We start from the raw sequence: 20636 nt of genomic DNA on the forward strand, positions 1-20636 counted from the left end.
CTTACAGCGCGATCCCGTCGCGGACTTGGCGCAGGCGGGCACGGGCGTCAATGGCCTCTTGCTGGTGCGGATGGATCGCCAGACTGGCATCAAACGCGGCCACCGCCCGGTCGGTTTCGCCCATCTCGTCGAATATCGTGCCCAGCAGGGTCAGGACGGCAAAGTGATGGGGTTCCAGCCGCAGCGCCTGGGCGGCATCGTCAATCGCCGGGCCGGGCTGGCCCGCCAGATAAAAGGCCGCCGCCCGCGCCGCCCAGCCGCCCGCGAAATCGGGGGCGTGATCGGTCAGCGCGGTCAGGTGCTGGATCGCCTGGGCGGTGTCGCCCTGATCCAGCGCGGCCTCACCGCGTTTCAGCAGCAGGTCCATCGCGGCCGACCCCGATTGCGACCAGGCCCGCAGAATGTCGGATTCGGCGCGCGACCACCCGGGGTTGGCCGGATCGGCCAGTTCGGCATAAAGCGCGGCCAGTTGGTCATCCGCCCGCGCAGCAGCCGAAAACGCGCCAATCACGAAAATTGCCGCAACGATCCGTTTGAGATTTCGCGCCCGCCTGCCCATATTCGACAGCGTAACCCGGATGCCGGCCCACCGCCAGCATCCTGACAGCATTCCCGTGGAGGAAACACATGAGCGACGTGATCGACCAGGCCGTGACGGCCCTGAACGCCAAACTGGGCACCAGCTTTTCCGACCGCGCCAAGTTCGTCATCCCCGGCGAGGGCGCGATCATGGCCGATTCGACCGGTGTGCGCGCCGGCGATGAGGAAGCCGACGTGACCATGACCGCCGATGCCGACACGTTCAAAGGCATCCTGGACGGCGACATCAACCCGACCATGGCCTTCATGACCGGGCGGCTGAAGATCGACGGCTCGATGGGGCTGGCGATGAAACTGGGCGCGGCGCTGTCGTAACGCCGATGACGAGGCCGGGCGACAGCCATCAGGCGGCGCCGCTGGATCTGGATCTGGCGGCGTCGGATGCGGCCCCGACCGGGCGCGCGGCTTGGCTGCGCGCCGATGACGGGGTGCGGCTGCGCGTCGCCGAATGGCTTGGCCGGGGGGCGCGCGGCACCGTGCTGCTGTTCCCCGGCCGCACCGAATACATCGAGAAATACGGCCCCACCGCCGCCGATCTGGCCGAACGCGGCTATCATGTGGCGGTAATCGACTGGCGCGGCCAGGGCCTGTCGGACCGGCTGCTGGCGCGGCCCGAACCCGGCCATGTCACCCGCTTTGCCGATTATCAGCGCGATGTGGCGGCGCTGATCGGCCATGCCCGCGCCCGCGACCTGCCGCGCCCGTGGTTCGTGCTGGCGCATTCGATGGGCGGCGCGATTGCGCTGCGGGCGCTGCTGAACGGGCTGCCGGTGCAGGCGGCGGCGTTTTCGGCGCCGATGTGGGGGATCGACCTGGGCGCGCTGCCACAGGTTGCGGCCCGCGCCATCGCCGGAACCGGGCGGCTGCTGCGAATGGGTGGGGCGATCGTGCCGGGATCGTCACGGCAGACGCTGGTGCTGACCACCGATTACGCCGCCAACCCGCTGACCAGCGACCAAGCGCAGTTCCAACGGCTTCGCGATCACGCCACCGCCCGCCCCGATCTGGTGCTGGGCGGCCCGACCCTGACCTGGGTGGCCGAAGCCCTGGCTGAATGCCGCGCGCTTGCCGCCCTGCCCAGCCCGGACCTGCCCGCCCTGACCGGCCTTGGCACCGATGAGGCGGTGATCGCCCCGCAGGCGATCCGCGACCGGATGCGCAACTGGCCCGAGGGGCGGCTGGTCCCCTATCAAGGCGCGCGGCATGAATTGCTGATGGAAACGCCCGACATCCGCCGCCGCTTTCTGGATGCGGTCGATGCGCTGTTTCGCGGCGCGCGCGGCTGACAGATACGCGAACGCCGCCCGGTGGGGGCGGCGCGCATCGGCATCGGGCCTGATCCCTAAATGATCTCGACCTGGTATTTCTCGATCACTGTATTGGCCAGCAGCTTTTCGCACATCGCCTTCACATCGGCTTCGGCCCGGGCGCGGTCGTCGCCGGCCAGGTCCAGCTCGATCAGCTTGCCCTGACGCACGCCGCCAACCCCGGCAAAACCCAGGGTGCCAAGCGCATGGCGCACGGCTTCGCCCTGGGGGTCCAGCACGCCATCTTTCAGCATCACGGTGACACGGGCTTTCATCGGGCGTCCTTTCAATTGATCAAGGTCGGCTTGGTCGGGGCCGGGTTTTCGGGCATCAGCCCCAGGCGGCGGGCGACCTCGGTATAGGCGTCGGTCAGGCTGCCCAGATCGCGGCGGAACACGTCCTTGTCCAGCTTCTGCCCGGTTTTCAGATCCCACAGCCGGCAGCTGTCGGGGCTGATTTCGTCCGCGACGATAAGGCGCATGAAATCACCATCCCAGATGCGGCCGATCTCGATCTTGAAATCGATCAGCTTGATCCCCGCGCCATAGAACACGCCGGACAGGAAGTCGTTGACGCGCAAGGCCAGGGCCACGATGTCATCCAGATCCTGCTGGGCGGCCCAGCCGAAGGCGATGATGTATTCCTCGGACACGAAAGGGTCGCCCAGTTCGTCGTTCTTGAAGCTGTATTCGACGATCGGGCGCGGCAGCGGTGTGCCTTCCTCAAGCCCCAGGCGCTTGGCGATGCTGCCCGCGGCAAAGTTGCGCACGATCACCTCAAGCGGGATGATCTCGACCTGGCGGATCAGCTGCTCGCGCATGTTCAGGCGCCGCACGAAATGGGTGGGGATGCCGACATGGCCAAGGCCGGTCATGAAGAACTCGGACAGGCGGTTGTTCAGGACGCCCTTGCCCTCGAACACTTCCTTTTTCGCGCCGTTGCCGGCGGTCGCGTCATCCTTGAAATACTGGATCAGGGTGCCCGGTTCGGTGCCCTCATACAGGATCTTGGCCTTGCCTTCGTAGACCTTCTTGCGCCGCGGTGCCATGCGTTTCCCTTTCGGCCGTGGGCCTGGGCCGGACCTGCGCCGCACCCAAAGGCCTTTTCCGCCCCTATAGGCCAGGAACACGCGCCGGGCAAGGCGGCGCACCCCGCCCGCGCCGGGGCGGGCGCGGCTTTTTTCATGGTTAACGGCGCTGATTGCGCTGCCAAAGCCTTGCCCTGCGCCCAAGCCGGGGGCATATCGGGGACAGGCGCACCGCGCCACGGGATCAATTCAGGGGGCCCAGATGACCACCTTCGACGAACGCGAACACGCATACGAAGCCAAGTTTGCCCATGATGAGGAACTGCGCTTCAAGGCCGAGGCACGCCGCAACCGCCTGCTGGGCGAATGGGCGGCCGATCTCTTGGGCAAGACGGGCGATGCGCGGGCGGAATACGCCAAGGCGGTCGTCGCCTCGGATTTCGAGGAAGCCGGGGATGAGGACGTGTTCCGCAAGGTGTCCTTCGATCTGGAGGGCAAGGCCGACGCGGCCACGATCCGCGCCAAGATGGCCGAACTGCGCGCAACGGCGCGCCAGCAGATCATCGCGGAAGTCTGATCAGGGCACAGGTGAACGACCGGCGCCCGGCCACCCACCGGGCGCTTTTCCTTTGCGGCGGCGCGCGCATCATGCGAAATGGCCGGGGAATGGCCGATTTGCCGCAAAAAGGATTCTGCGATGTCCGACGCCCTGACCCGCCTTCTGGCTGAACGCGACTGGCTGCTGGCCGATGGCGCCACCGGCACCAACCTGTTCAACATGGGCCTGTCCTCGGGCGAGCCGCCAGAGCTGTGGAACACCGATCAGCCCGACAACATTCGCGCCCTCTATCGCGGCGCGGTCGATGCCGGGTCGGACCTGTTTCTGACCAACACCTTTGGCGGCAATGCCAGCCGGTTGAAGCTGCACAACGCCCAGTCCCGCGTGCATGAGCTGAACCGGGTCGGTGCGGAACTGGCGCGCGAAGTGGCGGACGCCGCCGGTCGCCCGGTGATCGTCGCCGGATCGGTCGGCCCGACCGGCGAGATCATGGCCCCGATGGGCAGCCTGACCCATGAAATCGCGGTCGAGATGTTTCACGAACAGGCCGAGGGGCTGAAGGCGGGCGGCGTCGATGTTGCCTGGGTCGAGACCATCAGCGCCCCCGAGGAATACCGCGCCGCCGCCGAAGCCTTTGCCCGCGCCGGTCTGCCCTGGTGCGGCACCATGAGCTTTGACACTGCCGGGCGCACCATGATGGGCGTGACCTCGGCCGATCTGGCGGCCTTGGTGGAAAAGCTGCCGAACCCGCCGATCGCCTTTGGCGCGAATTGCGGCGTCGGCGCATCCGATCTGATGCGCACCGTTCTGGGCTTTGTCGCGGCCGGGACCGAACGCCCGATCATCGCCAAGGGCAATGCCGGGATCCCCAAATATCAGGACGGCGCGATCCATTATGACGGCACGCCCGAACTGATGGGCGATTATGCGTGCCTCGCGCGTGATGCCGGGGTGCGGATCATCGGCGGCTGCTGCGGCACCATGCCGGTGCATCTGCGCGCCATGCGCGAGGCGCTGGAGACCCGCCCGCGCGGGCCGCGCCCCAGCCTTGAGGATATCTCCGAACGTCTGGGCGGGTTCAGCAGCGCCTCGGACGGGACCGGCGACGATCCCGCGGGGCCTGCGCGCGAACGCCGTGGCCGCCGTCGCGGCTAGTCTGACAGAACAGGAGATGACGATGACCCCTGCCCAGCAATCCCAGGAAACCCGCCGCATCTGCGCCCTGGCCCCGGTGGTGCCGGTGCTGGTGGTCAAGGACGCGGGTCGCGCCGAAGGTCTGGCCCGCGCTTTGGTCGCAGGCGGCCTGCCCGCGCTGGAGGTAACCCTGCGCACCCCCGCCGCGCTGGACGCGATCCGCGCCATGGCCGCCGTGCCGGGCGGTGTCGTCGGGGCGGGAACGCTACTGACCCCCGCCGATGTGCGTGCCGCCAAGAATGCCGGGGCGCGCTTTGGCGTCAGCCCCGGCGCGACGCCCGCGCTGATCGGCGCCTGTGTCGAGTTCGGCCTGCCGCTGTTGCCGGGTGCCGCCACCGCATCCGAGGCGATGGCGCTGCTGGAACAGGGGTTCGACATGCTGAAGCTGTTCCCGGCCGAGGCCGTGGGTGGGCGCAACCTGTTGAAATCCCTGGGCGGCCCGTTGCCGCAGATCAGCTTCTGCCCGACCGGCGGCATCACCGAGGCGACCGCCCCCGACTATCTGGCGCTGAGCAATGTCGCCTGTGTCGGCGGAAGCTGGATTGCCCCGGATGCCGATGTCGCGGCCGGAAACTGGGACGCGATCGCCGCCCGCGCCAAGGCGGCGGCAGCCCTGGGTTAAGCCCGCAGACGGGGAGCGCTGCCCCCCGCGCCCCCCGGCGTATTTGGGCAAGAAAGAAGGGGCAGAGTTGCGGCTTGGCCCGGCGGTCCTCATGATGATCGCGTTTTATCATCCGGGGATTTCAGCATGAAAACATGGATCATGGCGGGGCTGCTTGCTCTGGGCGGGGCGGGCGCGGCATGGGCCGAGGCGTTGCCTGCGCCGGTGCGCGACGCGCTCAAGAAGGAGGCGGCACTGTGCCGCGACATGGGTGGTGGGCCGCAAGGGCCGGGTCCAGCGGCGGTGCTTGCAGGCGATGCCAATGGCGATGGCCAGCCCGACTATGTGATCGACAGGGGCGAGGTCGGCTGCAACGGCGCGACCGTCAGTTGCGGGTCGGGCGGCTGCGGGCTGACCCTGTTTCTGTCAGGGCCAAAGGGTGTGGTGCGCGCCTGGGACGGGTTGGGCACGGCGCCGAAGCTGGGCAAGGGCAAGCTGGTCCATACGACCCGCCAAGGCCCGGTGACGGTGCGCATCAAGGGCACCGTCACGCGCTAGTCGCGCCGCGCCCGCGCCCCGCCCCGACGTTTGGGCGGGGTCGCAGGCGCAGGATCGGCCAGCCCCTCATAGAGGATAGCCGTCATCGGATGATCCGGGCCAAGACCATATGCCATGATCAGCCGCGACAGCGCGCGCTGCGGCGGCAGTCCGGCGGGCAGCGACAGCGCCCAATCCAGAAAGATCGACCGGCATTCGGCGTCGCTGATACCCTCGATCCGGTAGCTTTCGCGGATCAGCCCCTTGGGGTCGGCCTCGATCAAGTCAGGCGGCAGGGACATCTTGCACCTTTGGCAAATGGGTCTCGACGATGGCGGCGACATCGGCGGTGATCTGATCAAGCTGGGCGGCAAGCGCATCAAGGCTGGCCGCGCCCGCTTCGCGCAGCAGGAAATCGCGCCCGCCCTGGCCGATGGCATCCATGTCCAGCGGCCGGTCGGTCAGCAGCCGCCCCCCCGCTTGCAGCCGCCACAGCAGCCGATAGGCACTGGCCAGCCGGTCGGCCTGGGCCTTGTCGATCAGCCCGGCGCGCGGGCCTGCGCGCAGTTGCGGCTCAACCCGGCGGGCCGGATCACCGGCGCGAAGCGCGAAACTTTGCGCAAGCAGTTCAATGTCTTGCAGACGACCGGGGCCGATCTTCGCCTCCCATGCGCCATCGGGGGCCTTGGCGGCAAAGATGCGGGCGCGCATGTCGGCAAGGTCGGCCATGACCTGCGCGCCCTGCCCCTTGGCGGCCAGAACCTCACGCCGGATCGCCTCGATCGCATCGGCGATGGCGGGATTGCCCGCCACGGGGCGGGCGCGGGTCAGTGCCAGATGCTCCCATGTCCAGGCCTCGTCCATCTGATAGCTGCGGAAGGCCTGCACGCTGACCGCGACCGGCCCGGCCCGGCCCGAGGGCCGCAGGCGCATGTCGACCTCATAAAGCCGCCCCTCGGACATGGGCGCCGACAGTGCGGTCACCAGGGCCTGCGTCAGCCGGGCGTAATAGGTGCGGGTGGCCAGCGGACGGCGGCCATCCGACATCTCGACGCCCTCGGCATCATAGATCACCAGAAGGTCAAGGTCGGACTGGGCATTCAGCCGTTCGGCCCCCAGGCTGCCCATGCCCAGGACGACCGCGCCCTGCCCCGGCAGCGGCCCATGCTTGGCGGCGAAATCGGCACAGGTTTCGGGCCAGATCGCCGCGATCACCGCGCCCGCCAGATCGGCGTAATGTTTCGCGGCCTCGGCCGCGTCGATCAGCCCGCGCAGGTGATGCACGCCGATGCGAAAGTGCCATTCCTTCGCCCAACGGCGGGCGGCGACCAGGCGCGCCTCGTAATCGGGGGCGGCGGCCATCGTCGCAGCCAGGCTGTCGGTCAGCCCCGCCAGGCCCGGCCAGGGCGCAAAGAACGACCCGCCGATCACCGCGTCCAGCACGCCGGAATGGCGCGACAGATGCGCAGCGAGGCCCGGCGCGGTGCCGCAGATGTCGACGATCAGGTCGATCAGCGTGGGGTTGGCTTCGAACAGGGAAAACAGTTGCACGCCGGCGGGCAGGCCGCGCAGGAACCCGTCGAACTGGGTCAGCGCCTCATCGGGGTTGGCGGCGGCCTGCATCCGTCGCAGGATCTCGGGTTCGACGCGGCGAAAGATGCCCTGGGCGCGGGCGGATTTCAGCGCGGGATAGCTGCGCCAGCCCTCGACCATCTGGCGCGCGGTGTCCGACAGATCGGGGCGGTCGGCGCCCTCACCCGGGGCGAAAAACGCGCCGGTCAGCGTCTCGACCCGTTCCAGCCGGGCCTTCAGATCGGCGCAGAAGGCAGCCGTATCGGCCACGCCCGACAGCCGGGCGATGCGGTCGATCCCGTCCGGGCTGGTCGGCATCAGATGGGTCTGCTGGTCATGCACCATCTGGATGCGATGTTCGATGTCGCGGTGGCGGATATAGTGGTCGGTCAGCTCGGCGGCGACCTCGGGCGGCACCCATCCCTGCGCGGCAAGCGCCGAAAGGCCGCCCATGGTGGTCGGATCGCGCAGGCTGGGGTCGCGGCCACCGGCGATCAACTGCCGGGTCTGGGTGAAGAACTCGATCTCGCGGATGCCGCCCTGGCCCAACTTCATGTTGTGGCCGGGGATGGTCAGCGGCCCGTGCAGCCCCTTGTGATCGCGGATGCGCAGGCGCATGTCGTGGGCGTCCTGGATGGCCGCGAAATCCAGATGCTTGCGCCAGACGAAGGGGGTCAGCGTCTTCAGGAACCGCTGCCCGGCGGCCAGATCGCCCGCGCAGGCCCGCGCCTTGATATAGGCGGCGCGTTCCCAGGTGCGGCCCTCGGATTCATAATAAAGTTCCGCCGCCGCCATCGAGATGCAGACCGGCGTGACGCTGGCATCGGGGCGCAGGCGCAGATCGGTGCGAAAGACATAGCCCTCGCCGGTCAGGTCCGACAGCATCGCGGCCATCTTGCGGGTGGCGCGGATGAAGGCGGCGCGGGCTTCGGGCTGGTCGGCAGGGTCGAAGCGGGTCTCATCATACAGACAGATCAGGTCGATGTCGGATGAATAGTTCAGCTCACCCGCGCCATGCTTGCCCATCGCAAGCGCGACCATGCCGCCTGCAGTCGCCGCATCCTCGGGCGTGGCGCCGGGCAGCTTGCCGCGGCGGATCTCATCCGCGACCAGCCGCTTCAGCGCCAGATCGACGGCTGTATCGGCCAGCCGGGTCAGCGCGCCGGTGACCTGCATCAGTGGCCACACGCCCCCCAGATCGGCCAAGGCCGCCAGCAGCGCCACCCGCCGCTTGGCCTGACGCAGGGCGATGCCCAAATCCTCGGCCCCCAGATCGGCCATGCCCGACAGCGCATCCGACAGCGCATCTTCGGGGGCGCCAGCCAGGGCGGCCTGCGCCCAATCCTGTTCGCGCGCCATCAGCCCGGCCAGATAGGGGCTGCACCCGGCGGTGCCCGCGATCAGATCGCGCAGCTCGGGCGCGGCGTCGGGAAACAGCACCACGGCCTCGGCGGCGCGGTCGGGGTCAAGGGGAATCGGGCAGCGGGTCAGGCGGGATGCAAACGACATGGCCGGACAGTGGCGCAGGCCGCAGCAGGGGTCAACGACGGCGGTTGCGCAGGATAGCAAGGCCGCTATGAGTATTTTTACAAAGAGGAAATGGCAACTTCCGCTTTGTTCAAATACTCAAACCACGAGGCCCCCATGAGCAAAAGTCTGGAACGGGTGCGCGCCGCCCTGATCGCGGGTGGTGATGCCGATACGATTGTCGAGGCAGGCCAAGCCCGCACTGCCGCCGAGGCCGCAGCGGCGGCTGGTTGCGGCGTCGATCAGATCGTCAAGTCGATCATCTTTCGCGGCGAGGACAGCGGCCATGTGGTGCTGTTCCTGACCGCAGGCGGTCAGCGGGTCTGCGCCGACAAGGCAACCGCGCTTGCGGGCCAGACGCTGTCGCGCGCCGATGCCGATCTGGTGCGTGCCGAAACGGGCTTTGCGATCGGCGGCGTGTCGCCGCTGGGTCATCCCGGCCCGATCCCGACGTTTTTCGACCCGCATCTGATGGCCTTCGATCAGATCTGGGCGGCGGCGGGCACGCCGCGCCACATCTTTTCGATGGCGCCGGCGCGTCTTCTGGAACGCACCGGCGCGACTTTGGCGGATTTCACCATCTAGCGGGGCGCGCCTCAGCCCCCCGCGCCGGGGTAGCCCACGGTTTTCAGCGCCTCGGTGATTTCATCCAGCACCACCGGATCCTCGATGGTCGCGGGCATCTTGTAGGTCTCACCATCCGCGATCTTGACCATGGTGGCCCGCAGGATCTTGCCCGAACGGGTCTTGGGCAGCCGATCGACGACCACAGCCGTCTTGAAGGCCGCGACCGGGCCGATCCGCTCGCGCACCAGTTTCACGACATCCTTCGCCACTTTCTCGGGCGAGGTGGTCACGCCTTTCTTCAGGCACACAAAGCCTAGCGGCGACTGGCCCTTCAGCGCGTCGGCGACACCGATCACGGCGCATTCGGCAACGTCGGGATGGCTGGCCAGCACCTCCTCCATCGCGCCGGTCGACAGGCGGTGGCCGGCGACGTTGATCACGTCATCGGTGCGCGCCATGATGTACAGATAGCCGTCCTCGTCCATGTAACCCGCATCGCCGGTTTCATAGTAACCGGGGAAATGCGTCAGATAGGACTTCTTGAAGCGGTCCTCGGCGCCCCAAAGCGTCGGCAGGGTGCCGGGCGGCAGCGGCAGCTTGATGGTGATCGCGCCCAGGGTGCCGGGGCTGACGGGGTGGCCACCCTCATCCAGCACCTGCACATCATAGCCCGGCATCGGCACCGAGGGGCTGCCGAGCTTCGTCGGCAGTTCCTCGACCCCGATCGGGTTGGCGGCGATCGCCCAGCCGGTTTCGGTCTGCCACCAGTGATCGACCACCGGCACGCCCAGGTGATCCTGCGCCCATTTCACCGTGTCGGGATCGGCGCGTTCACCGGCCAGGAACAGGGCTTGCAGATCGTGCAGCTTGTAGCGGCGGATCCATTCGCCATTCGGATCCTCACGCCGGATCGCGCGCAGTGCCGTGGGGGCGGTGAAGAAGGACTTGATGCGGTGGTTCTGGATGATGCGCCAGAACACGCCCGGATGCGGGGTGCCGACCGGCTTGCCCTCGAAAATCACGGTGGTCGCCCCGGCGATCAGCGGGCCATAGCAGATATAGCTGTGGCCGACGACCCAGCCCACATCCGAGGCCGCCCAGAAGCGGTCGCCCGCCTCGATCTTGTAGATGTTCTTCATCGTCCAGGACAGCGCGACCAGATGGCCAGCGGTGTGCCGCACGACGCCCTTGGGCTGGCCGGTGGTGCCCGACGTATACAGAACATAGGCAGGGTGGTTGCCCTCGACCGGGACGCATTCGGCGGGCTTCACCCCGTATTGGAAGCCGTGCCAGGAAAAGTCGCGCCCTTCGACCAGTTTGGCGACCTCTTGTTCGCGCTGAAAGACCACGCAGAACTCGGGTTTGTGGTCGGCCAAGTCGATGGCGGCGTCCAGAAGCGGCTTGTAATGCACGACGCGGCCCGGCTCCAACCCGCACGAGGCCGCGATGATCGCCTTGGGCTTGGCATCGTCGATGCGCACCGCCAGTTCGTTCGCGGCGAACCCGCCGAACACGACCGAGTGGATCGCGCCCAGACGCGCGCAGGCCAGCATCGCCTCGACCGCTTCGGGGATCATCGGCATATAGATGATGACGCGATCGCCCTTTTCCACGCCGCGCATCCGCAGCGCACCGGCGAGGCTGGCCACGCGGTCGCGCAACTGGCGATAGGTGATGCCCTTGGTCGACAGGGTGATCGGGCTTTCGTGCATGATGGCGATCTGGTCGCCCCGCCCGGCCTCGACATGGCGATCAACCGCGTTCCAGCAGGTGTTGACGCGCGCATCGGCGAACCATTCGCCCGCCGGGCCTTGATCGAAAAACGCCTTGCTGGGCGGTTGCACCCAGTCAATCGCCTGCGCCGCCTGCATCCAGAAGCCTTCGGGATCGGCCTTCCAGCCGCCGTAAACGTCGGTGTAACCCATGCAATCCTCCTCCGTTACCGTTTCGTAACGATTGGGGGGCGAGTCGCGCAAGGATGTTACCGCCCGCAGCGGTGAAAACTTTGCAGATTCCCGCGCGGCGGCGCGAAAATATTTGCAAAGCCGGGCGGACTGCAAAGGCGCGGTGCGAACCGCCGCACCTTATGCAAAGCCGCCCTCAGCCGTAATGCTTGACCGGCGTGCCTGCGATGGCGGTGACGTTCAGCAGGCCGCGCGCGGTGATCGAGGGGGTGACGATATGCGCCTTGTTGCCCAGGCCCATCAGGATCGGCCCCACCTCCAGCCCGCCGGCCTTCATCTTGACGACGTTGCGCACCGCCGATGCCGCATCGGTCGAGGCAAACACCAGGATATTGGCCGCCCCCTCCATCCGCGATCCGGGCAGCAGGCGGGCGCGCAGATCGGGGTCCAGCGCGCTGTCGACATTCATTTCGCCCTCATAGACGAAATCGGGTTCATGGGCGGCGATCACCTCGATGGCGGCGCGCATCCGGCGGGCGGCCTCGGTATCGACATTGCCGAATTGCGAGGCGCTGCACAAAGCGACCCGCGGCGTCACGCCAAACCGGCGGGCATGGCGGGCGGCGCCGAACACGACTTCGCGGATCTGGTCGGGGGTCGGCTCGGCATGAACCTGGGTGTCGGCGATGAACAGCGGGCCATCCTCAAGAATCATCAGCGACAGCGCGCCGACCGGATGCAGGCCGTCGCGCGCCAGGATCTGCCGGACATAGTTCAGATGCCACAGATATTGGCCGAAGGTGCCGCAGATCAGGCTGTCGGCCTCGCCCCGATGCACCATGATCGCGCCGATGGCGGTGGTGTTGGTGCGCATGATGGCGCGGGCGATGTCGGGGCTGACGCCGCGCCGGGCCATCAGACCGTGATAGGCCTCCCAATAATCACGATAGCGGGCGTCGTTTTCGGGGTTCACCACGTCGAAATCGCGGCCCGGACGGATCGGCAGGCCGGCGCGTTCGCAGCGCCGCTCGATCACCTCGGGGCGGCCGATCAGCACCGGCGCGTCGGTCATTTCCTCGATCATCGCGTTGGCGCAGCGCAGGACGCGCTCGTCCTCGCCCTCAGCAAAGACGATGCGGCGCTGCGCGGTCGCCGCGGCCTCGAACACCGGGCGCATCAGCAGCGCGGATTTGAACACCGAATGATCCAGCTTGCGCTTGTAGGCGTCCAGATCGGCCAGCGGGCGCTTGGCCACGCCCGATTCCATCGCCGCGCGCGCCACCGCCGAGGACACGACCCCGATCAGCCGCGGATCAAAGGGCTTGGGGATCAGATAATCCGGCCCGAAGGTCAGCTTTTCACCGCGATAGGCCGCCGCCGCCTCGGCCGCCGTAGTGGCGCGGGCAAGCGCCGCGATCCCTTCGACACAGCCGATCTGCATGGCGTCGTTAATCTCTGTCGCGCCGACATCCAGCGCGCCACGGAAGATGAAGGGAAAACACAGGACGTTGTTGACCTGATTGGGAAAATCGCTGCGCCCGGTGGCGATGATCGCATCCGGGGCGATGGCGCGCACCTGATCGGGCAAAATCTCGGGCGTGGGGTTGGCCAAAGCAAAGATGATCGGGCGCGGCGTCATCTGCGCGACATGTTCGGCCGTCAGCACCCCCGGCCCGCTGAGGCCAAGGAACATGTCCGCCCCCGCGATGACCTGATCCAGCGTCCGCAGGTCGGTTCTTTGTGCGAAGGCCGCCTTTTGCGGGTTCATGTCGACCTCGCGACCTTCGTAGACCAGACCGTGAATGTCGCACAGCCAGATGTTTTCACGCCGCAGACCCAGCTTGACCAGCATGTTCAGGCAGGCGATCCCCGCCGCACCGCCACCGGTCGAGACCAGCTTGATATCCTCAAACCGCTTGCCCGCGACATGCAGCGCATTGGTCGCCGCCGCGCCGACCACGATGGCGGTGCCGTGCTGGTCGTCGTGAAAGACCGGGATGCCCATGCGTTCGCGGCACAGCTTTTCGACGATGAAACAATCGGGAGCCTTGATATCCTCAAGGTTGATGGCGCCGAAACTGGGTTCCAGCGCGCAGATCAGATCGGCCAGCTTTTCGGGGTCGGGCTGGTTCAGCTCGATATCGAAACAGTCGATATTGGCGAATTTCTTGAACAGGACGGCCTTGCCCTCCATCACCGGCTTGGCGGCCAGCGGGCCGATATTGCCCAGACCCAGAACGGCGGTGCCATTGGTCACCACCGCCACAAGGTTCTGCCGCGCGGTATACAGCGCGGCAGTTTCGGGGTCGGCCTTGATCTCAAGACAGGCTTCGGCCACGCCGGGCGAATAGGCGCGCGACAGATCACGGCCATTGGCCAGCGGCTTGGTCGCGCGGATTTCCAGCTTACCGGGGCGCGGATATGCGTGATAATCCAGTGCCGCCTGCCGTGCCGTATCCTGCCGTGCCTCGTCCATGGGAACCTCGTCTGCTGCGATAGTTCAGCCTTAAACCATTTCGTGACGCAGGGGAAGATTGGCCCGCGTCATGGCGGCTTGCATGATCGCGCGGGCAGGCGCAGAATCGCCACCAGGAAAGAGAGGTCGCCCATGTCCCTGCTGCAAGCCGCCACCGAAGTGCGCGAAATGGCCTATGCGCCCTATTCCCGGTTCAAGGTCGGCGCGGCGGTGCGCGGGCCGTCGGGGCGCATCCACCGCGGCTGCAATGTCGAAAACGTCGCCTACCCCGAGGGCACCTGCGCCGAAGCCGGCGCCATCGCCGCGATGATCGCCGCAGGCGAGACCGAGATCATCGAAGTCTGCGTGATCGCCGACAGCCCCGCCCCTGTGCCCCCGTGCGGCGGCTGCCGCCAGAAGCTGGCCGAGTTCGCCCGCCCCGACACGCCGGTCACGCTGGCCACCACCAGCGGCGCGGTGCTGGCGACGACCGTGGGCGAATTGCTGCCCGGCCGGTTTTCCGCCGACCACATGGCGGGTTGACGATGGAGGCCGCCACCCTGATCGCCGCCATCCGCGACGGCCACGGCCTGTCCGATGACGGCGCCGCCTTCATCGCGCGGGGCCTTGCCGATGGCAGCGTGACCGATGCCCAGGCCGGGGCCTTTGCGATGGCCGTGTTCCTGAAGGGCACCGGCGACGCGGGCCGCGTGGCGCTGACCCGCGCCATGCGTGACAGCGGGCAGGTGCTGGATTGGTCGCTGAACGGGCCGGTGGTCGACAAGCATTCCACCGGCGGGATCGGCGATTCCACCTCGCTGATCCTGGCGCCGGTGCTGGCGGCCTGCGGGGCCTGCGTGCCGATGATCTCGGGGCGCGGGCTTGGCCATACCGGCGGTACGCTGGACAAACTTGAGGCGATCCCCGGTTTCGTGACCGATACCGGCATCGCGCGGTTGCGGCAGTTGGTTGCCGATAACGGCTGCGCGATCGTCGCGGCCTCGGGCGATCTCGCGCCTGCCGACCGGCGGCTTTACGCGATCCGCGATGTGACCGGCACTGTGGAATCGATCGACCTGATCACCGCCTCGATCCTGTCGAAGAAACTGGCGGCGGGGCTGGATTTCCTGGTGCTGGACGTCAAGGCAGGGTCCGGCGCGTTCATGGCGCGGGATGAGGACGCCCGCGCCCTTGCCCGGTCGCTGGTGGACACTGCAACCGGCGCGGGCTGCACCACGAGTGCGCTGCTGACTGACATGAGCCAACCGCTTGGCCGCACCGCCGGCAACGCCGTCGAGGTGGCCGAGGTGATCGGCGTGCTGACCGGCGCCGCCCCCTCGCCCGCGCTGCGCGCCGTGACCGAGGCCCTTTGTGCCGAGGCGCTGATCCTGACCGGCCTGACGCCCGACCCCGATGCCGCCCGTACCCGCGTCGCGCAACTGATCGACGATGGCACCGCGGCCGAACATTTCGCCCGGATGATCGCCGCGCAGGGCGGCCCCACCGACCTGATCGAACGCGCGGGCCAGCACCTGCCCCGCGCGCCGGTGGTGATCCCGGTGCCCGCGCCGTCAGGCGGCACCGTAACCCGCATCGCCAGCGCCGATCTGGGCCGCGCCGTGGTCCGGCTGGGCGGCGGGCGGCTGAAGAATGGCGATCCGGTCGATCCGGCGGTCGGCCTGACCGGGCTGGCCCGCGTCGGCGACAGGCTTGAGGCCGGGCAGCCGATGGCCATGATCCACGCCCGCGACCCTGCCGCCGCCGAACGCGCCGCCGCAACCGTCGCCGCCGCCTACAGCTTGGGCGATCAGGCCCCCGACCGCCCGCTGATCCTTGATCGCATCCGATAGGCTTCTTCCTTGTCCAAATACGCACAAAACCCCGCCGACACCCGCGCCTTCCTGATCGTGATGGACAGCGTGGGCGCGGGCGGCGCGCCGGATGCCGACCGCTTTTTCAACGGCGCCACCCCCGACAGCGGCGCGAATACGCTGGCCCATATCGCCCAGGCGCGCGCCCGCGCGGGTCGGCCGCTGGCGATGCCGGTGCTGGATGGCTTGGGCCTGTCGGCGGCGGTGCGCATCGCCTCGGGCGCTGACATGCCGGGCCTGGGCGCCACACCCCAAGGCTTTCACGCCGCTGCGACCGAAGCCTCGCGCGGCAAGGACACCCCCTCGGGTCACTGGGAGCTGTCGGGCGTGCCGGTGCCCTGGGACTGGCATTATTTCCCCGATGCCGACCCCGCCTTTCCGCCCGACCTGATGGCCCTTGCCGCGCAGGCGGCGGGCACGGCGGGCACGCTGGGCAACGTCCATGCCCCCGGCACCGCGATCATCGACCGGCTGGGTGCGGATCATCTGCGCAGCGGCTGGCCGATCTGTTATACCTCGGCCGACAGCGTGTTCCAGATCGCCGCGCATGAAGAGGCCTTTGGCCTTCAGCGGCTTTACGACATGTGCGCGGCGCTTGCCCCCCATCTGCACGCAATGCGCGTGGGTCGCGTCATCGCCCGCCCCTTTGTCGGCCAGCCCGGCGATTTCCACCGCACCCCGAACCGCCGCGATCTGGCCATCGCGCCGCCCGGCGACACGATCCTTGACCTCGCGCAGGCGGCGGGGCGCACCACCCATGCGATCGGCAAGATCGGCGACATCTTCAGCCATCGCGGCATCACCCATCTGCACAAGGGCAAATCCGATGCCGATCTGGGCGGTCACCTGATCCGGCTGGGACGCGACGCCGAACCCGGCAGCCTGACCTTCGCCAATTTCGTCGAGTTCGACAGCCTTTATGGCCACCGCCGCGACGTGATGGGCTATGCCGAGGCGCTGGAATGGTTCGACGCCTTGGCCGGGCGGTTCCTTGCCACGCTTCGCCCCGGCGATCTGGCGATCTTCACCGCCGATCACGGCAATGACCCGACATTCACCGGCACCGACCACACCCGCGAACGGGTGCCGGTGCTGGGCTGGGGCGTCGGTGCCAAGTCAGGCGGGATCATCGATTACGCCGATGTGGGGGCCAGCATTGCCACCTGGCTGGGCCTGCCCGCCCCCGCCGCCGGGCGAAACCGGCTGTAACGGTTTTTGCCTTGGCCGCGCGATCTGGCTTGACGCGGGGCGCAGGGGCCGGGAAACAGGTGAAAAATCCGCGCCCCACCGGCGCACAGACCGGGACCGTCATGACCGAACACCTGACCATCGTCCGCCATCCGCTTGTCGCGCACAAGCTGACGCTGATGCGCGACAAGTCCACCTCGACCGCCGGTTTCCGCAAGCTGTTGCGCGAAATCAGCCTGCTTCTGGCCTATGAAGTCACCCGCGATCTGGAGCTGACCACCCAGACGATCGAGACGCCGCTGCAACCGATGCAGGCGCCGATCCTCGACGGCAAGAAGCTGGCCCTGGTGTCGATCCTGCGCGCAGGCAACGGCCTTCTGGACGGCATTCTGGAGCTGATCCCGGCGGCGCGCGTGGGTTTCATCGGCCTTTACCGCGACCCCGAGACGCTGCAACCCGTGCAATATTACTGCAAGCTGCCCGCCGGGCTTGAGGACCGCCTGACGATTGCCGTCGATCCGATGCTGGCCACCGGCAATTCCTCGGTTGCGGCGATTGACCTGCTGAAAAAGCAGGGGGCGCGCAATATCCGGATGCTCTGCCTGCTGGCCGCGCCTGAGGGCGTGGCGCGGATGCAGGCGGCCCATCCCGATGTGCCGATCATCACCGCCGCGCTGGATGAACGGCTGGACGAACACGGCTATATCGTGCCGGGTCTGGGCGATGCCGGCGACCGGATGTTCGGCACGAAATGACGGCGCGCGGGGACATCTGGGCGGGGATGCTGGGGGCGGTGCTGACCGCCCTGCCCGCCATGGCCCAGATCCCGCAGGTGCCCGACGACTTTCCCGGCCATCAGTTCGTCGATGCGCAGGGCTGCGCCTATCAGCGGCAGGGCAACGACTGGCAGCCGCGCCGGGGCCGCGACGGCGCGCCCCTGTGCGGTTATCCGCCAACAGTGATCGCCGCAGACCCGCCCGCAAAGGCGCCCTCAGAGGCGCCCGACACGTCGATGGCAAAGGCGCCCACCCCGCCCGCGGGTCCGACCTTGGCGCAACCCACCTTGGCGCAACCCGGCCTCCTGCCACCGCAGGTGCAGATGCCCGACCCTTTGCCCGCCGCGCCGCAACCGCCCGAAGCCGGTCACGCGCAGGTCATGGGTCACTGCGCGTTGATCGGACTGGGCGCGCAGGGTCGGGTCGCGGGCGATCCATCGCTGGGATTTGGCGGCATCGCGCCGCCGCTGCGCGCCTGCTCCGCCGCGCCCGCCGCCGATGACTTTACCGCCAAGGGTCGGGCCAACAAGCCACCCCGCAACCGCGCTGCCGGCACGCCGCGCGCCAGCACGCCGCAGGGCGCGCCCAGGGCGGGCCGCCACGCGCTACCGCCGCCGCCGCCCGCGCAGGCCGGGCACCGCTTCGTGCAGGTCGGTTCCTATGCCGATCCGGCCAACAGCGCCCGCGCCATCGCGCGCATCATCACGCTTGGCCTGCCCGCCGCGCGCGGCAAGGGCCGGATCCGGGGCCAGTCGGTCGAGGTGATCTATGCCGGGCCGTTCGACGACAGCGCCCGGCTGGCGCGCGCGCTGATCCGGCTGCGGCAGGCGGGTTATGCCGACGCCTTTGCGCGCTAATCGCAGATCGCCGCCAGGGCCGACCATTCCGCATCGCTCAGCACCGGGTCGGGCATCGTGCCCTTGAACGGATCGCCCTCGGCCAGGGCGGCATCGACCGGATCAAGACTGGTGGCAAAGGGGGTCGAGGGCACGCCGCGATCCTTCATCGCCGCCAGCAGCGCCGGGCGGTCGGCCGGCGCGGGATCTGCGTTCAGCAGCGCCGTGCCATAGCCGCGAAGGGCGTCCTCGGGCAGGTTGCCGGTGGTCAGCAGCCGAAAGGCCGCGCGCATCCCCGCCCAGTGCAGCACGTCCAGCAGCGGATCATGCCCGCCGGTATCGGCCCGCGCGGCCAGGTCGGCGGACAGCACGCCGCCCGCCAGGGCCTCGGGTCCGGGGTGACCGGCGATCAGGTCGTGGCTGGCGATGATGATGCCGCCCGGCAGCGCGCGGGTGCCCTGCACGGCCGTCGGCAGGATGGCGATGCGGACCGGGCGATCCAGCAGGCGGCGCGATAGACGCGACAGCGCCTGTTCGCCCGCCGGATGGCGGCAGGCGGGGCCGGTCAGGGTCTCGACCTCGGCCAGGACGGCGCGGCCGATCTCGACCCGCTTGGCCTCGGGGGCGACAAGGGCCGCGTGGCGAACAAGGGCACCGGGCAGCCAGAACACCGCCCCCGCTGCGATGGCAATGGCCGCCGCAATCGCCAGCAGGCCGCGCAACCGTCCGGGGCGCGGGCGGCGCGCCGCGATGATCCGGTGCAGCTTGTCGATGGCCGCCACCATGATCTCGTCCTCGATCTCAAGGCTTTCGTCGGGACCGCTGCCGGGGGCATAGATCGCGGGCATCCGCCCCGGATTGGCGCGCAGCATGGCCGGCATCGACCAGTGCGCCAGCGGGCGTTCGCTGGCCGGATCGACCAGCACCAGGGTCGCATCGCGGAACATCACCACGACCTCGCGCCGCTGGGCGTCGGGGGCGGGCCGCCACAGGCCCGGCGATTCCAGCCGCTGATATTGGTGAAGCGCCGTCACTTGGCTGATCCGCCTGCGTTTTTGTCGTGATCCAAGGATAGGAGAATTGCCGCGCGCGTCAATGCACGGCCCCCTTGCGGATGGCGTTTGCCGCGTCATGATGCGCGTCTTGGCAACATGGGGTCCGGCGTGGTGCAACACAAGCTGACGGGCGCGCGGGCGGCGGCGCTGTTCATCCTGATCTATGCCGTCGTGATCGGCTTCACCGACAATTTCGTGCGGGTGATCGCCGCCGATGTCGGGCTGTGGCAGTTCCACGCGATGCGCAGCGTGATGGCACTTGCTCTGGTGGCGGCGTATGGCGCGATCACCGGGCTGGGCCTGCGGCCGCTCCGGCCCCGCGCGGTGGCGGCACGGTCAGTGGTTCATGCCACCGCGATGCTTTTGTATTTTGCCGGCCTTGGGTTTCTGCCGGTGCCGCAGGTGGCCGCCGGGCTGTTCACCGCGCCGATCTTTGTGCTGCTGTTGTCGCGCCTGATCTATGGCCACCGCATCGGCTGGCTGTCGGTGGCGGCGGTGGCGATCGGCTTTCTGGGCATCCTGCTGGTGCTGCGCCCCGGATCGCAGGCGCCGATCAGTTGGGTCGCGGCGCTGCCAGTCGCGGCGGGGTTCTTTTACGCGCTTGGCAATCTGGCGACGCGCGAATGGTGCGCGGGCGAAAGCGCCGAGGTGATGACGGCGGGATTTTTCGTGGCGATCGGGCTGATGGGTCTGCTGGGCACGATCGTCTTTACCCTGTGGCCACAGGGCGGCGGCAGCGATCCGGGCTTTCTGCTGCGCGGCGTGCAGGCACCGAATGGCGTGACGCTGTGGTGGACCTTCGTGCAGGCGGCGGGGTCGCTGTTTGCGGTGACGATGATGGTCAAGGGCTATCAGGCGACGGCGGCCAGCCGGGCATCGGTCTTTGAATACATCCTGCTGCCGGTGACGGCGGCCTGGGGCTCCGTCCTGTGGGGCGAGGTGCCGGGGCTGGTGGCCGTGGCTGGGATGGGGCTGATCGTGCTGGCCGGTGCGCTGATCGTCAGCCGGTCCGAGGGTTGAGAGGTCCGGGGGGCGCTGCCCCCCAGCCCTCGCCCCAGGG

At 68.4% G+C, this 20636-nt stretch carries 21 protein-coding genes; 13 read left to right on the forward strand and 8 right to left on the reverse strand.

Annotated features, from left to right (window positions below; translation table 11 throughout):
• Nucleotide 1: 1 nt before the first annotated feature.
• Entirely contained in the window at nucleotides 2-511 is a 510-nt protein-coding gene (locus ACEYYA_RS09385) for a tetratricopeptide repeat protein (RefSeq protein WP_374799932.1), read from the reverse strand.
• Nucleotides 512-627: 116 nt separating this feature from the next.
• Between ACEYYA_RS09385 and ACEYYA_RS09390 the strand changes: the two genes are divergently transcribed.
• Both ACEYYA_RS09390 and ACEYYA_RS09395 read left to right on the forward strand, forming a co-directional pair.
• Complete coding sequence (locus ACEYYA_RS09390) at nucleotides 628-915, forward strand: SCP2 sterol-binding domain-containing protein (protein WP_374799934.1); 288 nt, start codon at nucleotides 628-630, stop codon at nucleotides 913-915.
• Nucleotides 916-920: 5 nt separating this feature from the next.
• Nucleotides 921-1886: an alpha/beta fold hydrolase gene (locus ACEYYA_RS09395; protein WP_374799936.1), complete on the forward strand. Its 966-nt coding sequence runs from the start codon at nucleotides 921-923 to the stop codon at nucleotides 1884-1886.
• Nucleotides 1887-1942: 56 nt separating this feature from the next.
• Here the strand turns inward: ACEYYA_RS09395 and purS are convergent, their stop codons facing one another.
• Together purS and purC are read right to left on the reverse strand one after the other, a co-directional pair.
• The gene (gene purS, locus ACEYYA_RS09400) at nucleotides 1943-2182 is read right to left on the reverse strand and encodes a phosphoribosylformylglycinamidine synthase subunit PurS (protein ID WP_374799938.1); all 240 of its coding nucleotides are present in this window, start codon (nucleotides 2180-2182) and stop codon (nucleotides 1943-1945) included.
• 11 nt (nucleotides 2183-2193) lie between these two features.
• A complete protein-coding gene (gene purC / locus ACEYYA_RS09405) occupies nucleotides 2194-2955 on the reverse strand; it encodes a phosphoribosylaminoimidazolesuccinocarboxamide synthase (protein WP_374799940.1) in 762 nt (253 codons plus the stop codon).
• Nucleotides 2956-3196: 241 nt separating this feature from the next.
• Between purC and ACEYYA_RS09410 the strand changes: the two genes are divergently transcribed.
• From ACEYYA_RS09410 to ACEYYA_RS09425, 4 genes are all read left to right on the forward strand, one after another.
• Nucleotides 3197-3511, forward strand: coding sequence for a DUF1476 domain-containing protein (locus tag ACEYYA_RS09410; protein ID WP_374799942.1), 315 nt, complete (start codon nucleotides 3197-3199; stop codon nucleotides 3509-3511).
• A 120-nt stretch (nucleotides 3512-3631) separates the two neighbouring features.
• Nucleotides 3632-4648, forward strand: a complete 1017-nt coding sequence (bmt, locus tag ACEYYA_RS09415; RefSeq protein WP_374799944.1) for a betaine--homocysteine S-methyltransferase — start codon at nucleotides 3632-3634, stop codon at nucleotides 4646-4648.
• 22 nt (nucleotides 4649-4670) lie between these two features.
• Nucleotides 4671-5309: a bifunctional 4-hydroxy-2-oxoglutarate aldolase/2-dehydro-3-deoxy-phosphogluconate aldolase gene (gene eda / locus ACEYYA_RS09420; RefSeq protein ID WP_374799946.1), complete on the forward strand. Its 639-nt coding sequence runs from the start codon at nucleotides 4671-4673 to the stop codon at nucleotides 5307-5309.
• Nucleotides 5310-5435: 126 nt separating this feature from the next.
• Nucleotides 5436-5846 carry a hypothetical protein gene (locus ACEYYA_RS09425; RefSeq protein WP_374799948.1) on the forward strand — a complete coding sequence of 137 codons (411 nt, stop codon included), beginning with the start codon at nucleotides 5436-5438 and terminating at the stop codon, nucleotides 5844-5846.
• Here ACEYYA_RS09425 and ACEYYA_RS09430 read toward each other — a convergent pair.
• Both ACEYYA_RS09430 and ACEYYA_RS09435 read right to left on the reverse strand, forming a co-directional pair.
• The gene (locus ACEYYA_RS09430) at nucleotides 5843-6127 is read right to left on the reverse strand and encodes a hypothetical protein (protein WP_374799950.1); all 285 of its coding nucleotides are present in this window, start codon (nucleotides 6125-6127) and stop codon (nucleotides 5843-5845) included. The genes ACEYYA_RS09425 and ACEYYA_RS09430 overlap by 4 nt on opposite strands.
• Nucleotides 6111-8906: a [protein-PII] uridylyltransferase family protein gene (locus tag ACEYYA_RS09435; RefSeq protein ID WP_374799952.1), complete on the reverse strand. Its 2796-nt coding sequence runs from the start codon at nucleotides 8904-8906 to the stop codon at nucleotides 6111-6113. The genes ACEYYA_RS09430 and ACEYYA_RS09435 overlap by 17 nt, the downstream gene beginning before the upstream one ends.
• A 135-nt stretch (nucleotides 8907-9041) precedes the next feature.
• Here ACEYYA_RS09435 and ACEYYA_RS09440 point away from each other — a divergent pair, with 135 nt between their 5' ends.
• A complete protein-coding gene (locus ACEYYA_RS09440) occupies nucleotides 9042-9509 on the forward strand; it encodes a YbaK/EbsC family protein (protein WP_374799954.1) in 468 nt (155 codons plus the stop codon).
• An 11-nt stretch (nucleotides 9510-9520) separates the two neighbouring features.
• Here ACEYYA_RS09440 and ACEYYA_RS09445 read toward each other — a convergent pair whose 3' ends face one another.
• Both ACEYYA_RS09445 and ACEYYA_RS09450 read right to left on the reverse strand, forming a co-directional pair.
• On the reverse strand, nucleotides 9521-11416 hold the full coding sequence (locus ACEYYA_RS09445; RefSeq protein ID WP_374799956.1) for a propionyl-CoA synthetase: 1896 nt from the start codon (nucleotides 11414-11416) through the stop codon (nucleotides 9521-9523).
• Between the two features lie 175 nt (nucleotides 11417-11591).
• Nucleotides 11592-13871, reverse strand: coding sequence for an NADP-dependent malic enzyme (locus ACEYYA_RS09450; protein WP_374799958.1), 2280 nt, complete (start codon nucleotides 13869-13871; stop codon nucleotides 11592-11594).
• Nucleotides 13872-14003: 132 nt separating this feature from the next.
• On the opposite strand from ACEYYA_RS09450, the gene ACEYYA_RS09455 reads away from it, so the two are divergent.
• The 5 genes from ACEYYA_RS09455 to ACEYYA_RS09475 all read left to right on the forward strand — a co-directional run bounded on the left by ACEYYA_RS09455 (nucleotide 14004) and on the right by ACEYYA_RS09475 (nucleotide 18542).
• Entirely contained in the window at nucleotides 14004-14393 is a 390-nt protein-coding gene (locus tag ACEYYA_RS09455; RefSeq protein ID WP_374799960.1) for a cytidine deaminase, read from the forward strand.
• A gap of 2 nt (nucleotides 14394-14395) precedes the next feature.
• Nucleotides 14396-15700 carry a thymidine phosphorylase gene (locus ACEYYA_RS09460; RefSeq protein WP_374799962.1) on the forward strand — a complete coding sequence of 435 codons (1305 nt, stop codon included), beginning with the start codon at nucleotides 14396-14398 and terminating at the stop codon, nucleotides 15698-15700.
• Nucleotides 15701-15709: 9 nt separating this feature from the next.
• Nucleotides 15710-16930 (forward strand): phosphopentomutase, encoded by a 1221-nt coding sequence (locus ACEYYA_RS09465; RefSeq protein ID WP_374799964.1) that lies wholly within the window; start codon nucleotides 15710-15712, stop codon nucleotides 16928-16930.
• A gap of 101 nt (nucleotides 16931-17031) precedes the next feature.
• Nucleotides 17032-17664, forward strand: a complete 633-nt coding sequence (gene upp / locus ACEYYA_RS09470; RefSeq protein WP_374799966.1) for a uracil phosphoribosyltransferase — start codon at nucleotides 17032-17034, stop codon at nucleotides 17662-17664.
• Nucleotides 17661-18542, forward strand: coding sequence for an SPOR domain-containing protein (locus tag ACEYYA_RS09475; RefSeq protein WP_374799968.1), 882 nt, complete (start codon nucleotides 17661-17663; stop codon nucleotides 18540-18542). The genes upp and ACEYYA_RS09475 overlap by 4 nt, the downstream gene beginning before the upstream one ends.
• On the opposite strand, the gene ACEYYA_RS09480 is transcribed toward ACEYYA_RS09475, so the two are convergent.
• Nucleotides 18539-19555, reverse strand: coding sequence for a hypothetical protein (locus ACEYYA_RS09480; protein WP_374799970.1), 1017 nt, complete (start codon nucleotides 19553-19555; stop codon nucleotides 18539-18541). The genes ACEYYA_RS09475 and ACEYYA_RS09480 overlap by 4 nt on opposite strands.
• 117 nt (nucleotides 19556-19672) lie before the next feature.
• On the opposite strand from ACEYYA_RS09480, the gene ACEYYA_RS09485 reads away from it, so the two are divergent.
• Nucleotides 19673-20596, forward strand: a complete 924-nt coding sequence (locus tag ACEYYA_RS09485; protein ID WP_374799972.1) for a DMT family transporter — start codon at nucleotides 19673-19675, stop codon at nucleotides 20594-20596.
• Nucleotides 20597-20636 lie beyond the last annotated feature (40 nt).

It is taken from the genome of Paracoccus zhouxuedongae, from assembly GCF_041927815.1.
In the GTDB taxonomy this organism is placed as follows: Bacteria; Pseudomonadota; Alphaproteobacteria; order Rhodobacterales; family Rhodobacteraceae; genus Paracoccus.